Source organism: Streptomyces sp. NPDC055749 (genome assembly GCF_053617235.1).
The window spans coordinates 73,057-86,842 of sequence record NZ_JBSHFH010000024.1 but is presented as its reverse complement, the minus strand read 5'-3'; the positions used below and the strand labels follow the sequence as shown (position 1 = coordinate 86,842).

At 70.8% G+C, this 13,786-nt stretch carries 13 protein-coding genes; 2 read left to right on the top strand and 11 right to left on the bottom strand.

All coding sequences use genetic code 11. The features are described from left to right. Positions 1-14 precede the first annotated feature (14 nt). Complete coding sequence (locus ACWGO0_RS19790; protein WP_453536232.1) at positions 15-308, bottom strand: DUF3039 domain-containing protein; 294 nt, start codon at positions 306-308, stop codon at positions 15-17. Between the two features lie 85 nt (positions 309-393). Then, positions 394-954, bottom strand: coding sequence for a YqgE/AlgH family protein (locus ACWGO0_RS19785; protein ID WP_453536229.1), 561 nt, complete (start codon positions 952-954; stop codon positions 394-396). 275 nt (positions 955-1,229) lie between these two features. On the opposite strand from ACWGO0_RS19785, the gene murA reads away from it, so the two are divergent. Next, positions 1,230-2,570, top strand: coding sequence for a UDP-N-acetylglucosamine 1-carboxyvinyltransferase (gene murA, locus ACWGO0_RS19780; protein WP_453536226.1), 1,341 nt, complete (start codon positions 1,230-1,232; stop codon positions 2,568-2,570). Between the two features lie 149 nt (positions 2,571-2,719). Here the strand turns inward: murA and ACWGO0_RS19775 are convergent, their stop codons facing one another. The 6 genes from ACWGO0_RS19775 to ACWGO0_RS19750 form a co-directional block, all read right to left on the bottom strand. After that, a complete protein-coding gene (locus tag ACWGO0_RS19775; RefSeq protein WP_003968811.1) occupies positions 2,720-3,001 on the bottom strand; it encodes an HU family DNA-binding protein in 282 nt (93 codons plus the stop codon). A gap of 388 nt (positions 3,002-3,389) precedes the next feature. Continuing rightward, positions 3,390-4,826 (bottom strand): malic enzyme-like NAD(P)-binding protein, encoded by a 1,437-nt coding sequence (locus ACWGO0_RS19770; RefSeq protein ID WP_453536224.1) that lies wholly within the window; start codon positions 4,824-4,826, stop codon positions 3,390-3,392. 413 nt (positions 4,827-5,239) lie between these two features. Next, positions 5,240-7,624 carry a HelD family protein gene (locus ACWGO0_RS19765; RefSeq protein WP_453536221.1) on the bottom strand — a complete coding sequence of 795 codons (2,385 nt, stop codon included), beginning with the start codon at positions 7,622-7,624 and terminating at the stop codon, positions 5,240-5,242. A 112-nt stretch (positions 7,625-7,736) separates the two neighbouring features. Continuing rightward, on the bottom strand, positions 7,737-8,606 hold the full coding sequence (locus ACWGO0_RS19760) for an anti-sigma factor family protein (protein ID WP_453536218.1): 870 nt from the start codon (positions 8,604-8,606) through the stop codon (positions 7,737-7,739). Beyond that, on the bottom strand, positions 8,603-9,232 hold the full coding sequence (locus tag ACWGO0_RS19755) for a sigma-70 family RNA polymerase sigma factor (protein WP_453536215.1): 630 nt from the start codon (positions 9,230-9,232) through the stop codon (positions 8,603-8,605). The genes ACWGO0_RS19760 and ACWGO0_RS19755 overlap by 4 nt, the downstream gene beginning before the upstream one ends. 36 nt (positions 9,233-9,268) lie before the next feature. Further along, the gene (locus ACWGO0_RS19750; protein WP_453536212.1) at positions 9,269-9,853 is read right to left on the bottom strand and encodes a CGNR zinc finger domain-containing protein; all 585 of its coding nucleotides are present in this window, start codon (positions 9,851-9,853) and stop codon (positions 9,269-9,271) included. A 131-nt stretch (positions 9,854-9,984) separates the two neighbouring features. On the opposite strand from ACWGO0_RS19750, the gene ACWGO0_RS19745 reads away from it, so the two are divergent. Next, on the top strand, positions 9,985-10,572 hold the full coding sequence (locus ACWGO0_RS19745) for a GNAT family N-acetyltransferase (protein WP_453536209.1): 588 nt from the start codon (positions 9,985-9,987) through the stop codon (positions 10,570-10,572). Here the strand turns inward: ACWGO0_RS19745 and ACWGO0_RS19740 are convergent. The 3 genes from ACWGO0_RS19740 to ACWGO0_RS19730 form a co-directional block, all read right to left on the bottom strand. Continuing rightward, positions 10,508-11,068 (bottom strand): GNAT family N-acetyltransferase, encoded by a 561-nt coding sequence (locus ACWGO0_RS19740; protein WP_453536206.1) that lies wholly within the window; start codon positions 11,066-11,068, stop codon positions 10,508-10,510. The two genes, ACWGO0_RS19745 and ACWGO0_RS19740, sit on opposite strands and share 65 nt — an antisense overlap. Before the next feature lie 49 nt (positions 11,069-11,117). After that, positions 11,118-12,257: a uroporphyrinogen-III synthase gene (locus ACWGO0_RS19735; RefSeq protein ID WP_453536203.1), complete on the bottom strand. Its 1,140-nt coding sequence runs from the start codon at positions 12,255-12,257 to the stop codon at positions 11,118-11,120. 134 nt (positions 12,258-12,391) lie between these two features. Then, complete coding sequence (locus ACWGO0_RS19730; protein ID WP_453536200.1) at positions 12,392-13,723, bottom strand: nitrate/nitrite transporter; 1,332 nt, start codon at positions 13,721-13,723, stop codon at positions 12,392-12,394. Positions 13,724-13,786: the final 63 nt, after the last annotated feature.

Sequence of the window (13,786 nt, the reverse complement as noted above, 5' to 3'; positions counted from 1 at the left end):
CCGGGAGAGGATCGTCAATTCTTGTCCTTGCCGCCCTTGCCCTTGTCCTTGTCGCCGCCGGCGCCCATGGACTCGTAGATCTCCTTGCACATGGGGCAGACCGGATACTTCTTGGGGTCGCGCCCCGGCACCCAGACCTTGCCGCACAGTGCCACCACGGGAGTGCCCTCCAGGGCACTCGCCATGATCTTGTCCTTCTGGACGTAATGGGCGTAGCGCTCGTGGTCGCCGTCGCCGTGCGACACCTGTGGTGTCGGCTCCACGAGGGTCCCCGTACCTGCCCCGGGCTCGGGCTCAAGAGTGCTCATAACCGCCAAGGGTACTGAAGCCCGGGACGTACCGGAGCCGCCAGGTGCGCCCGGCCGCGCCGCCGGTCCCGCGCCGGACCGCGCGTCAGTTGAGCGAGGGGTCGTCGGGGTACGTCGCGATCATCGCGAGCTCGCTGCGCTGACGCCGCAGGACCGCCCGCCAGAGGTGCTCCGGGCGGGGCGACGACACGTCGCCGGGCTCCGACTCGACGACGTACCAGGCGCCGTCGCCGAGCTCCGTCTCCAACTGCCCCGGGCCCCAGCCCGCGTACCCGGCGAAGATCCGCAGCGATCCGAGCGCCGCGGCCAGCAGCTCCGGCGGGGTCTCCAGATCCACCAGCCCGATCGCCCCGTGCACCCGGCGCCAGCCGAGGGGGCCGTCGTCGCCGGGGATCACCGCCACGCCGAGCGCCGAGTCGAGCGAGACGGGGCCGCCCTGGAAGACCACGTCCGGTTCGCCGGTGAGTCCGGCCCAGGGCGCGAGGATGTCACCGACGCCGACCGGGGTCGGGCGGTTCAGGACCACGCCGAGTGAGCCCTCCTCGTCGTGGTCGAGGAGCAGCACCACCGCACGGTCGAAATTCGGGTCCGCGAGGGCGGGTGTGGCCACGAGCAGTCGCCCTGTGAGCGAGGACACCTCGGTCATGGCAGAAATGATCCCGCATCTTCGGCCTCCGTGGACACCAAGTGGACCGGCCGGTTGCGGAGGGTGTACGAGTGCAGCTCAGGGCGCACGGATGCACGGGGAGCGCATTTTTCGGCCGTCCTGCGGACGGTAACCCTCCGCAAGAGGTGCTGCGCAGAGCGTGTTGTGGCGGATTCATGACGTTCGTACACGCCCGTTTGCCTTACGGAAGGGGGGTAGGAGGCCATTACCCTTTTCGATGGCCCCCCGCCCGACCACTCCGGAACGCGAGATTCATGACCGGCACAGACGATGTCCTGCTTGTCCACGGCGGAACCCCGCTCGAGGGCGAGATCCGCGTCCGCGGCGCCAAGAACCTGGTGCCCAAGGCGATGGTCGCCGCGCTGCTCGGAAGCGGGCCCAGCCGGCTCCGCAATGTGCCCGACATCCGTGATGTACGGGTGGTCCGGGGACTTCTGCAGCTGCACGGCGTGACCGTACGCCCCGGTGAGGAGCCGGGCGAACTGATTCTCGACCCCTCCCACGTCGAGAGCGCGAACGTCGCCGACATCGACGCCCACGCGGGCTCGTCGCGCATCCCGATCCTCTTCTGCGGCCCGCTGCTGCACCGGCTGGGCCACGCCTTCATTCCGGGGCTGGGCGGCTGCGACATCGGCGGCCGGCCGATCGACTTCCACTTCGAGGTGCTGCGCCAGTTCGGCGCGACGATCGAGAAGCGGGCGGACGGCCAGTACCTGGAGGCCCCGCAGCGGCTGCGCGGCTGCAAGATCCGGCTGCCGTACCCGTCGGTGGGCTCCACCGAGCAGGTGCTGCTGACGGCCGTGCTCGCAGAGGGTGTCACCGAGCTGTCCAACGCGGCCGTCGAGCCGGAGATCGAGGACCTCATCTGCGTACTGCAGAAGATGGGCGCGATCATCTCGATGGACACCGACCGGACCATCCGGATCACGGGTGTCGACCGCCTCGACGGTTACACGCACCGGGCGATCCCGGACCGCCTGGAGGCCGCCTCCTGGGCGTCCGCGGCGCTGGCGACCGAGGGCAACATCTACGTGCGCGGCGCTCAGCAGCGCTCGATGATGACGTTCCTGAACACCTTCCGCCGGGTCGGCGGGGCCTTCGAGATCGACGACGAGGGCATCCGCTTCTGGCACCCGGGCGGCGCGCTGAACGCCATCGCCCTGGAGACGGACGTGCACCCCGGCTTCCAGACCGACTGGCAGCAGCCCCTCGTGGTGGCGCTGACGCAGGCCAGCGGCCTGTCCATCGTCCACGAGACGGTGTACGAGTCCCGGCTCGGCTTCACATCGGCGCTGAACCAGATGGGCGCTCACATCCAGCTCTACCGCGAGTGCCTGGGCGGCTCCGACTGCCGCTTCGGCCAGCGCAACTTCCTGCACTCGGCGGTCGTGTCCGGGCCCACGAAGCTCCAGGGCGCCGATCTGGTCATTCCCGACCTGCGCGGCGGCTTCTCGTACCTGATCGCCGCCCTCGCGGCGCAGGGCACCTCCCGGGTGCACGGCATCGATCTCATCAACCGCGGCTACGAGAACTTCATGGAGAAGCTCGAGAAGCTCGGCGCGAAGGTCGAGCTGCCCGGCGGGGCGCTCGTCTAGGACGGCGCACAGCGGCACACGGCGGACGGCGGTGGCCCCCTGGGTGGGGGTCACCGCCGTCTGCCGTGTACGGGGCCCTGTGGGCCCTCAGAACGGCGAAGAGCGGCCACCCCGCACAGGGTGGCCGCTCTCCGTTCGCGCTTAAGGCCTTACTTGCCCTTGGCGGCTTCCTTGAGCTTCGAGCCCGCGGAGACCTTCACGCTGTAACCGGCGGGGATGTTGATCGGGTCGCCGGTCTGCGGGTTCCGAGCGGTGCGAGCGGCACGGTGGGTGCGCTCGAAGGTCAGGAAGCCGGGGATGGTGACCTTCTCGTCGCCCTTGGCGACGATCTCTCCGACGGTCTCGGCGAGCGCGGCCAGCACGGCGTCGGCGTCCTTGCGAGTCACCTCGGCGCGGTCGGCCAGGGCGGCCACCAGCTCACTGCGGTTCATGTTTGTACTCCCGTGTTCTTCTTGCCTGTGAGGCGTGAGATCGAAGCCGATGCTGCCAGGGCCCTCTGACAGTCCCCGGACCCGGGTCTGATGTCAGACCCTCTCGCCCGAATACGCATCCTGCCCCCACCAGCGGCGGGAAAGCCAATCCGGAACCCTCCGGAGTCACACGAAAAGCGCCACGGCTTGCCCGTAGTGACGTTCCGTCGACTTCCTGAAGCGGTCCGCAGCGGATGCCGGGCCCAGCGGGGCCCGCTGCCCGCCACCCTAAAGGGGCGTTTGGGACGCCGCGACCCGCGACGCGCCGTACGGCAGCCGGAGGTGAGGCGGCGCACCCTCCCCGGAAGCCGTGGCGGGGCGCCTGGGACGGCGCCCCGGACGGCGTACCTCAGATCAGGTCGGCGGTGCCCTCGGTGGCGGCTCCCGCGGCCTTCGCGGCGGCCCTGACGGCGCCTGCGACGGCTCCCGCGACCTTGTCGTTGAAGACCGACGGGATGATGTAGTTCGCGTTCACCTCGTCCTCGGCGACGACGTCGGCGAGGGCGCCCGCGGCTGCGAGCATCATCTCCGTGTTGACGGTGCGGGACTGGGCGTCCAGCAGGCCGCGGAAGACACCCGGGAAGACCAGCACGTTGTTGATCTGGTTGGGGAAGTCCGAGCGTCCCGTGGCGACAACTGCTGCCGTCTGCCGGGCGATTGCCGGGTCGACCTCGGGGTCCGGGTTCGCGAGCGCGAACACGATCGCACCGTCCGCCATGGCGGCGACATCGTCGCCGTTCAGGACGTTGGGGGCGGAGACCCCGATGAAGACGTCCGCGCCGACGACGGCCTCCTTGAGGGTGCCGGTGACGCCCTCCGGGTTGGTGTTGTCGGCGATCCAGCGCAGCGGCGAGTCGGGGTCGGCGGAGACCAGGTCCTCGCGGGCCGCGTGCACCACACCGTGGATGTCGGCGGAGACCACGTGCTTGACGCCCGCGGCGATGAGCAGCTTCAGGATGGCCGTGCCGGCCGCTCCGGCGCCGGACATGACGACGCGTACGTCCCCGATTCCCTTGCCCACCACGCGCAGGGCGTTGGTCAGGGCGGCCAGGACGACGATGGCTGTGCCGTGCTGGTCGTCGTGGAAGACGGGGATGTCGAGGGCCTCGCGCAGCCGTGCCTCGATCTCGAAGCAGCGGGGTGCGGAGATGTCCTCCAGGTTGATTCCGGCGAAGCCCGGGGCGATCGCCTTGACGATCGCTACGATTTCGTCGGTGTCCTGGGTGTCCAGGCAGATCGGCCAGGCGTCGATGCCGGCGAAGCGCTTGAACAGGGCCGCCTTGCCCTCCATCACGGGGAGCGCGGCCATCGGGCCGATGTTGCCGAGGCCGAGCACCGCGGAGCCGTCCGTCACAACTGCGACGGAGTTGCGCTTGATGGTGAGGCGGCGTGCGTCCTCGGGATTCTCGGCGATCGCCATGCACACACGGGCGACACCCGGGGTGTAGATCATCGAGAGGTCGTCACGGTTGCGGATGGGGTGCTTGGACGCCATCTCGATCTTGCCACCGAGGTGCATGAGGAACGTACGGTCGGAGACCTTGCCCAGCACCACACCGACGATGTTGCGCAGACCTTCGACGATCTCGTCCGCGTGCGAGGTGGAGGAGGCCGCGATGGTGACGTCGATCCGCAGCTTCTCGTGGCCGGAAGCGGTCACGTCGAGGCCGGTGACCGAACCGCCGTGCGACTCCACGGCCGTGGTGAGCTGGGAGACCGCTGTGCCGCTCGCGGGCACCTCCAGCCTCACCGTCATCGAGTACGAGACGCTGGGCGCCGTTGCCATGGCCGAGTCCTTCGCTTTCCTTAGCTTCATTGCCGCATGTCCGGGGCTCTCACCGCGGGCACGCTTCCCGATCGTCGCACCTACCAGCCGGTAGCCGGTAATGACTGCCACAGTTCGGAAAGTAGTTTCCACCATACGAGAAGTAGGGCCTTCGGCGGAACCCTCAACCCGACCCCGAACCCTGCTCCAACGAGAACAGGCCCACGCCACCATCAGGTGACGCGGGCCTGTCTTCTTCACTTAGGTGGCACCGACCCGCCATGCTCGCCTCGCGGCAAGTGGTCGCTCGAAGCGACGAAGGTTGGGCCCGGGGGCTTGGATCGAGCCGGTGCCAACACCAGGCTAACAAAGACCCCCGGAAAGTGATTCCCGCATGGCGGGTTGACCGGAAACTGGGTCCCTCAGCCGAAACATCAGTCCCTCAGCAGATCCGGGACGCCGTTCTCGTCGGGCATGTCACGCTCCCCCGACACCACCGTGAGCTGCTGCGTGGCCCGGGTCAGCGCCACGTACAGCACCCGCAGCCCGGCCGGTGACTCGTCCGCGATCTCCGCGGGCGAGACGACGACCGTGGCGTCGTACTCCAGGCCCTTCGCCTCCAGGCTGCCGAGCGCCACCACCCGCTCCCCGAGCTCCGCGAGCCACTCGCGTGCCTGGGCCCGGCGGTTCATGGCGACGACCACACCGACCGTGCCGTCCACCTCGGAGAGCAGCCTGCGTGCCTCCTCGCGGACCGTGGCCGCCAGATCCCGGTCGCGTACCGGCTCGAAGCGCGGCTCCACCCCGGTCGAGCGGACCGCCGCCGGGGACTCCATCCCCGGCATCGCGAGCGCCAGCACCTTCGACGCGAGTTCGGCGATCTCCGCCGGGTTGCGGTAGTTGACGGTGAGGGTGAAACGGCGGCGTGGGCGGCTGCCGAGCGCCTCGTCCCGGGCCTCCGCCGCCTCGTCCGGATCGGACCAGGAGGACTGCGCGGGGTCGCCGACGATCGTCCAGGTTGCGTGCCGGCCCCGGCGGCCGACCATCCGCCACTGCATGGGCGTCAGGTCCTGGGCCTCGTCGACGATGACGTGGGCGTACTCGGTACGCTCCGCCGCCAGCCGCTCGGCCCGCTCCCACTGGGTCTCCTCGCGCTGCGGCATCAGCTCCTCGAGACCGGTGAGGTGGTCCAGCGGGTCGAACTCGCGCTTCCGCTTCGGCCGGTGCGGGGTGCCGATCAGGGTCTGCAGCTCGTCCAGGATCGCCACGTCGTGGACGGACAGCGGGCCCTGGCCCTCGCTGTCGAGACGCTTGAGCGAACGCGCCAGGCGCCGCACCTCCCCCTGGTTGAGGATGCGCCGCGACCACCGGCCGAGCCGCCTCTCGTCGGCCATCGATGCGAGCACCCGGCGGGGGGTGAGCTCGGGCCACCAGTCGTTCAGGAAGGTGAGGAACGGCGTCTCGGTGGAGACGTCCTCGTCGAAGGAGGAACGCAGCTCGGCGACGAGCTCCGGGTCCGTGTACCGGCCCCGGCCCGACGACTTGCTCCAGAGGGCGTCCAGCAGCAGCTTCCGGGCGCGCGGGCGCAGCAGGTTGACGGGTGCCGTGCCGCTGAGCACGTTGTTCCGGATGCGCTGGAGTTCGTCGGCGTTCAGCTCGACGCGGGCGCCGAAGGCGACCACCCGGAGCCGGGTGGGCGTGCCCGCGGGCCGCGTCTGCTCCTGCTCCTCGTCCCCGAACGACAGCTGGCCGTCCTGGGACCGCTCCCCCTGCGCCCTGGGCTGCTCCAGCGCCCCGCGTGCCGCCTTGCGGAGCACATGGAGCATCCGGGACGAGCCCTTGATGCGGGAGACGGCCGGTTCGTCGTACGTGGTGGCGCCCTGGACGCCCGCCGCCTCGTCGGACAGCGAGCCGACCGCGCGGATCGCGACCTGGCCCTCCTCGCCGAGCGAGGGCAGTACGCCCTCGGTGTAGGCGACGAGGAGCGGGGTCGGCGAGACGACGAGGATGCCGCCCGCGTAACGCCGCCGGTCCTGGTAGAGCAGATACGCGGCCCGGTGCAGGGCCACGGCTGTCTTGCCGGTGCCGGGGCCGCCGGAGACCTCCGTGACGGAGGCTGCGGGGGCCCGGATCACCAGGTCCTGCTCGGCCTGGATGGAGGAGACGATGTCCCGCATGGTGTGGCTGCGGGCCTGCCCGAGCGCCGCCATCAGCGCGCCGTCGCCGATGACCGGCAGGGTGTCGCCGCCCAGGTGCGCGGTGAGTTCCGGGCGCATCAGGTCGTCCTCGACCCCGAGGACCTTGCGGCCCTTGGAGCGGATGACCCGCCGGCGTACCACCCGGCCCGGTTCCTTCGGCGTCGACCGGTAGAACGGCGCGGCTGCCGGTGCCCGCCAGTCGATCACCAGCGGCGCGTAGTCGGAGTCGAGGACTCCGATACGGCCGATGTGCAGCGTCTCCGCGATGTCCGCGGTGCTGTCCGGGCGTACGGCGTCGTCGGCGGGCTCGACGGAGGTGAACGCGCCGTCCGGGCCGCGCTCACCGTCCTTGCCGAGCAGCAGATCGATCCGCCCGAAGAGGAAGTCCTCGAACTCGTTGTTCAGTCGGTTGAGGTGCACCCCGGCCCTGAAGACCTGGGCGTCGCGCTCGGCGAGCGCGCCGGGTGTACCGACCTGGCCCCGTTTGTTGGCGTCGTGCATGAGAAATTCCGCCTCGTGGATCTTCTCTTCGAGGCGGTGGTAAACCCGGTCCAGATGTTCTTGCTCGACACCGATTTCCCGGTCCCGCAACGAATCGACAGCGGCATCCTGCGCGGCCACCGAGGCCCCCTTCTGACGTGCATTGAGCAGCCGTCAACCGTACGCGAAGGGGGGCCCGCTCCGCACCTGTCACCAGCATTGCGATTGCGCGTCGGAATTCGCGCTCACACGCTCACGCGCCGATCTCCACCAGCCGCTCGCCGTCGAAGGTGCGCACCTCGAAGTGGTCGATGTCGTTGCGGTCCATCGCCGCGCCGCCGTGCACGTACAGCGGGTCCTTCGCGGACTTGTGCGGGGAGTTCTCGATCCCGTACCCCCATTTCGGTACGGACCAGGAGGTGACGACCTCCTCCTCACCGGTCTTGGAGACGGCGATCAGGCTGCATTTCTCGGGGCCCTTGACATTTTCGAGCTCCAGGACCGTGTGGGTCCCCCATGCCTTGGCCTCCATGCCGACGGTGGCGTCGACGCCGGTGGCGGGATCGCTGGCCGACACCTTCTCCTCCATGTGGTTGAAGAAGGCGTCCTCGGCCGGGCTGGTGGGATGGGGATCCCCCGTCGCCACCGACCGCCCGCCGTCGTCGCCGCCGGTGGCGGTGACGGCGATCACCGGGCCTCCGATGATCACGACGGCGGCCGCGGCCACCAGATACCTGCCGCGGCGGCGGCGCAGTTCCCGCTTCCGCGCGACCTCGTCGACCAGCCGGCCGAGCATCGCCGGGGCGGGCGGCTCGGGGACGTGCGGGACGGGGCGGGCGCCCGGGTGGGCCGCGGGGGTCTCGGCGAGCATCGCGAGCATGGGTTCGAGACCGGCGAACTCGTCGAGATGGGCGGCGCACAGCGCGCAGTGCGCGAGATGCGCCTCGAAGGCGCTCGCCTCCGCCTCGTCCAGGATGCCCAGGACGTAGGCGCCGGCGGCGTCGTGCCCCGGTCCCTCGACCGGGTGCCCGAAGGAGCCGGACGGCGGGCCCGCGGGCGGCCCCGAGGGGCCGCGGGGACCAGTGGGCCGGGGCCCGAATGGCTGCCACTCGTGGTCGCTCATGCCGTGATCCCCCTCTCTTCGAGTACGAGCTTCATCGAACGCAGTGCGTAGAAAACCCGGGACCGGACCGTCCCGCTGGGGATGCCGAGCACTTCGGCGGCCTCATTGACGGTACGGCCCCTGAAATAGGTCTCGACCAATGCTTCCCGATGCGCCGGGGTCAAATCGTCCAGCGCGTCCGAGAGCGTCATCAGCCACAACGCCTTGTCTATCTCGTCCTCCGCGGGAATGACCTCCAGCGGCGACGGATCGACCTCGTGCGGCCGGGCCTGCCGGCTGCGGTGCGCGTCGATGACGATGCGCCGGGCGACCGTCACCAGCCAGGGGCGTACGGAACCGGTGGCCCGGTTGAGCTGACCGGCGTTCTTCCAGGCACGGATGAGCGTCTCCTGCACCACGTCCTCGGCGCGCTGCCTGTCCCCCGCCACGAGGCGGAGCACATAGGCGAGCAGCGGCCCGGCGTGTTCGCGGTAGAGCGCCCGCATCAGCTCCTCGTCGGGGACGTCGGAGCCGGGGCGGGGCGGTTCACTGCGATGTCGAGCCCTGTGCGGACGGTCATCGGCCACGGCCGCATCCTTGCGCACCCGAACCTCCAGGTCGAGACCCTGTCGAGTCTCTTCAGCCATCGGTACGGAGCCGGGCGCCGGATCATTCAGTCCGGCTCAAGATTCTTTTCGGCGTCGGTGCCTGGCGACCCGTTCACGGTTTCCGCAGACCTCGCTGGAGCACCAGCGGCGCCGGTGCCCCCGTGAGGTGTCGAGGTAGAGGCGTCGGCAGGTGTCGCCCTCGCAGCGGCGCAGACCGGACCGGGCGACCGGATCCGTCAGCAGTTCCACGCAGTCCCGTGCCACGGCGGCGAGCAGCTCTCCGCACGCGGGCGGGGCGTTCAGGACCCGGGTGAGGGTGCCGCCATCGGCGCGGACCGCGCGCAGTCCGGGCGGCGGCCCCGCGGCGACCGCGTTGACACGGTCCAGGGCGGCGTCGTCCCGGCCGCCGCCGAGCTCGGCGCCGAGCAGCCGGTCGATGTCCGCGCGCAGCTCCCGGAAGCGGGTCACCCAGGTGTCGTCGACCGGGGCGAGCACGGTCCCGTACGGCACGAGGGCGGCGGCCACCAGCCACTCGGCGAGCGGTCCGGTCCCGGCGAGCTGTTCGCACGCTCCGGAGGTCCCGGTCCCGGTCGCCACCAGGTCGAGGCAGATCCGGCCGGAGCCGAACCGCCAGTCGTACGCGCCCGTGCCCGCCGCCATGCGCCTGTCACCGCCTCGGGGTCACCGATGGGGAGTCACTCCCAGAGTGCCCGTCACGGGGCCGGTCCGGAACCCCTCCTACCGGGCGGGTGCCTTCCGGGCGTCGCGAGGGCGCTGCGTACCGTGTCCGTATGGACGAAGGCCACCCCGAAGTCACGCTCGCCGCAGGCTCGTTGCTCCTGCGCCCCTGGCGGCCGGACGACGCTCCCGCGCTCCTCGAAGCCCACGCCGACCCCGCGATGCGGCACTGGCTGACGACGCGGCTGACGAGCGCCGAAGAGGCGGCCGGGTGGCTGGCGGAGCAGCGGGAGGGCTGGGCGGCCGGCAGCCAGTTCGGTTTCGCGGTGACCGATTCGGAGCGCGGCGGCGCGCTGGTCGGCAACGTGGTGCTGAAGCGGGCCGGGACGGTGTCGGACACGGCCGAAGTGGGCTACTGGACCACGGCGTCGGCGCGCGGGCGCGGGGTGGCTTCAGGGGCCCTCAGGGCGCTCTGCGACTGGGCGGCGTCCGCCTTGGACGGGCTCGCGAGGCTGGAGCTGGTGCACCAGGTGGACAACGAGGCATCCTGCCGGGTCGCGGAGAAGTGCGGTTTCGCGCCGGACGGCATCCTTCCGGCGTTTCCGCCCCAGTACCCGTTGGACGGCCACCGCCACGTCAGGCCGGCGGGCCGTCGTGAAGGATCCGCTGGAACAGCCGGTGGTCGCGCCACTCACCGTTGATGTGGAGATAGCGCGGGGCCGTCCCGAACTGCTCGAAGCCGCACTTGGCGAGGACCCGCTGCGAGGCGAGGTTGTTCACGAGGGTGCCCGCCTCGACCCGGTGCAGCCCGAGACCGTCTCGCGCGAGCTCGCAGATCCGGTCGACGGCGGCGGTCGCGAGACCGCGGCCCGCCTGGTCGACGTCGACCCAGTAGCCGATCGCGGCAGTGCAGAACGGCCCGCGCACGATGTTGGCGAGCGTGAAGGTTCCGACCGCGCGGTCCTCCCCGTCGGCGAGCACCCAGGGCATCGCGCGGCCGCCGTCCCGGTCGGCCAGCAGCCCGGTGAGGCGCTGTATCTGCCCCCGCTCCGTGAAGAACTCCTCGGGCCGCACGGGCTCCCAGGGCCGCATGTACGCACGGCTGCGGGTCAGTGACTCGGCGAGGGAACCGGCGTCGCCGAGGGCGACGGGGCGCAGGGTGAAGCCGTCGGCGACGGGGTGGCTGTCATCGATCATCCGAGCACGCTATCCCGGGGCCCGGGGCACCGCGATGCGCAGCCTTCGCCTACTCCACGTACTTCGTGTCCGCCACCGGATCCAGCGCAAGCCGGTACCCGCGTTTGACGACGGTCTGGATCAGCCGCGGTACGCCGAGCGCGCTGCGCAGCCGGGCCATCGCCGTCTCCACGGCGTGTTCGTCGCTGCCGCTGCCGGGCAGCGCGCGCAGCAGGTCGGCCCGTGCCACCACCCAGCCGGGCCTGCGGGCGAGGGCGTTCAGCAGGGCCATGCCCGCGGGCGGCACCGGGCGCAGGGCGCCGTCGACGAGCACGGCGTGGCCGCGGATCTCGATCCGGTGACCGGCGACCGGCAGCGGGCGGGCGGTGCCGGGGAGCCGGGCGCAGAGCAGCTGGACGAGGGGGCCGAGCCGGAAGCGTTCCGGCTGGAGGGTGTCGATGCCCATGGCCTGGAGCGGGAGCGCGGTCACCGGGCCGACGCAGACCGTCATGACGTCGTCCCGGAGTGCGGAGAGGACCTCGGGGAGCAGCCCGCGGACCTCGGCCCGGTTCAGGTACGAGGCGGCGGCGGGGGCGCTCGTGAAGGTGAGGGCGTCCAGGCCCCGGGCGACGGTGACGTCGATCATCCGGTCGAGCGGGGCGATGTCCTCGGGGGGCATCCACCGGTAGACGGGTACGCCGACGACCTCGGCGCCCGCCGCGCGCAGCGACTCGACGAAGCCAGGGAGCGGTTCGCCGTGCAGCTGGAGCGCGACCCGGCGGCCCTCGACGCCCTCGCCGAGCAGCCGGTCAAGGACCTCGGCCATCGACTCGGAGCCGGGTGACCATGCCTCGGTGAGCCCGGCGGCCCGGATGGCGCCCTTGACCTTGGGGCCGCGCGCCAGCAGTTCGACGCCGCGCAGCAGGTCCAGGAGCGCGTCCCCGAAGCCCCACCCTTCGGCGGCCTCCACCCAGCCGCGGAAGCCGATCGCCGTGGTGGCGATCACGACATCGGGTGCGTCCTCGATGAGTTCCTTGGTGGCGGCCAGGAGTTCGCTGTCGTCCGCGAGGGGCACGATGCGCAGGGCGGGCGCGTGCAGGACCACGGCACCCCTGCGCTGGAGGAGTGTGCCGAGTTCCTCGGCGCGACGGGCGGCGGTCACCCCGACCGTGAAGCCCGCGAGGGGCCCTGACTGTGCGTCGTCGTGCATGGCGTGATACCCGGCTCTCGTGTCCCGCTACTGCTCGATGGTGCGGAGAGCCGAGACTGCCAATACTGCGTGACAGCCTCGGTTCACTTACATTTCACACCCGTTACGTCCCCGCGTGCGCGGCATGGGGCAGCTCACACCTCGGCGTAGCTGAGCTGCGGCTTCGTGGCGACGGCGGCGGTCCGGCGAAGGTATACCGCCCAGGTGACGGTGAAACACACCCCGTAGAAGGCGAGGAAGGACCAGAAGGCGGCCGTTCCGGTGCCCGAGGTAGCGAAGGACTGGCGGAACGCGAGGTTGATCGCAAGGCCGCCGAGTGCCCCGACCGCCCCGATGAGCCCCATGGCCGCACCGGACAGCCTTCGTCCGTACGCCGCGGCCTCCTCGCCGCGCAGGCCCTTGCTGATCGCCTTGGCGTGGAAGATGCCCGGGATCATCTTGAACGTCGACCCGTTGCCGAGTCCCGTCAGCACGAACAGGGCGATGAATCCGATGAGGAAGACGGGGAGCGACTCGGTCCCGGAGGCGTAGACGACAACTCCGGTCGCCGCGGCCATCCCCGCGAAGTTCCACAGGGTGATGCGGGCGCCGCCGTACTTGTCGGCGAGCCAGCCGCCGGCCGGCCGGATCAGGGAGCCGAGCAGGGGCCCGATGAAGGTGAGCGAGGCGGCCTGGAGCGGGGTCCGTCCGAACTGGGTCTGCAGGACGAGGCCGAAGGCGAAGCTGTAACCGATGAACGAGCCGAAGGTGCCGATGTAGAGGACCGCCATGATCCAGGTGTGCGGATCGCGCACCGCTTCCTTCGCGGCCCCGGTGTCGTTCTGCACGGGCCGCAGGTTGTCCATGCGGAACACGGCGAAGAGCGCGGCGACGACGATCAGCGGGATGTACGCCCCGAGCACGATCCGCGGGTACGCGGCCCCCGCCGTACCGATCACCAGCAGTCCGACGAGCTGGACGACGGGCACACCGATGTTTCCGCCGCCCGCGTTGAGCCCGAGCGCCCAGCCCTTCTTGCGCAGCGGGAAGAAGGCGTTGATGTTCGTCATGGACGAGGCGAAGTTGCCGCCGCCGATCCCGGCGAGCGCGGCGACGAGCACGAACGTGCCGTACGAGGTCCCGGGTTCCATCACCAGGAACGCGGCGACGGTCGGCAGGAGCAGCGTGACCGCGCTGAACACGGTCCAGTTGCGTCCGCCGAACCGTGCGACGGCGAAGGTGTACGGGACCCGGACGAGCGCTCCGACCAGGGTGGCCGTGGAGATCAGGAAGAACTTCCCGGCCGGGTCGACCCCGTACTCCGGCCCCATGAACAGGACCATCACCGACCACAGGGTCCAGATGGAGAATCCGATGTGCTCCGAGAGCACCGAGAACCAGAGATTCCGGCGGGCCACACGCTCGCCCGTCTCGCGCCAGAAGGTCTCGTCCTCCGGCTCCCACTGTTCGATCCAACGGCCGGCCATCACGCGCCTCCACAGGTGTCGGGTGCTTGTGCCCCGACGGTATGGAGCCCGCGTTTCGGCGTG

Bases quoted from the DNA above. Each gene is read 5' to 3' on its own strand.
- ACWGO0_RS19790 (WP_453536232.1), bottom strand. From the start codon at position 308: ATGAGCACTCTTGAGCCCGAGCCCGGGGCAGGTACGGGGACCCTCGTG.
- ACWGO0_RS19785 (WP_453536229.1), bottom strand. From the start codon at position 954: ATGACCGAGGTGTCCTCGCTCACAGGGCGACTGCTCGTGGCCACACCC.
- murA (WP_453536226.1), top strand. From the start codon at position 1,230: ATGACCGGCACAGACGATGTCCTGCTTGTCCACGGCGGAACCCCGCTC.
- ACWGO0_RS19775 (WP_003968811.1), bottom strand. From the start codon at position 3,001: ATGAACCGCAGTGAGCTGGTGGCCGCCCTGGCCGACCGCGCCGAGGTG.
- ACWGO0_RS19770 (WP_453536224.1), bottom strand. From the start codon at position 4,826: ATGGCAACGGCGCCCAGCGTCTCGTACTCGATGACGGTGAGGCTGGAG.
- ACWGO0_RS19760 (WP_453536218.1), bottom strand. From the start codon at position 8,606: ATGAGCGACCACGAGTGGCAGCCATTCGGGCCCCGGCCCACTGGTCCC.
- ACWGO0_RS19755 (WP_453536215.1), bottom strand. From the start codon at position 9,232: ATGGCTGAAGAGACTCGACAGGGTCTCGACCTGGAGGTTCGGGTGCGC.
- ACWGO0_RS19750 (WP_453536212.1), bottom strand. From the start codon at position 9,853: ATGGCGGCGGGCACGGGCGCGTACGACTGGCGGTTCGGCTCCGGCCGG.
- ACWGO0_RS19745 (WP_453536209.1), top strand. From the start codon at position 9,985: ATGGACGAAGGCCACCCCGAAGTCACGCTCGCCGCAGGCTCGTTGCTC.
- ACWGO0_RS19740 (WP_453536206.1), bottom strand. From the start codon at position 11,068: ATGATCGATGACAGCCACCCCGTCGCCGACGGCTTCACCCTGCGCCCC.
- ACWGO0_RS19735 (WP_453536203.1), bottom strand. From the start codon at position 12,257: ATGCACGACGACGCACAGTCAGGGCCCCTCGCGGGCTTCACGGTCGGG.
- ACWGO0_RS19730 (WP_453536200.1), bottom strand. From the start codon at position 13,723: ATGGCCGGCCGTTGGATCGAACAGTGGGAGCCGGAGGACGAGACCTTC.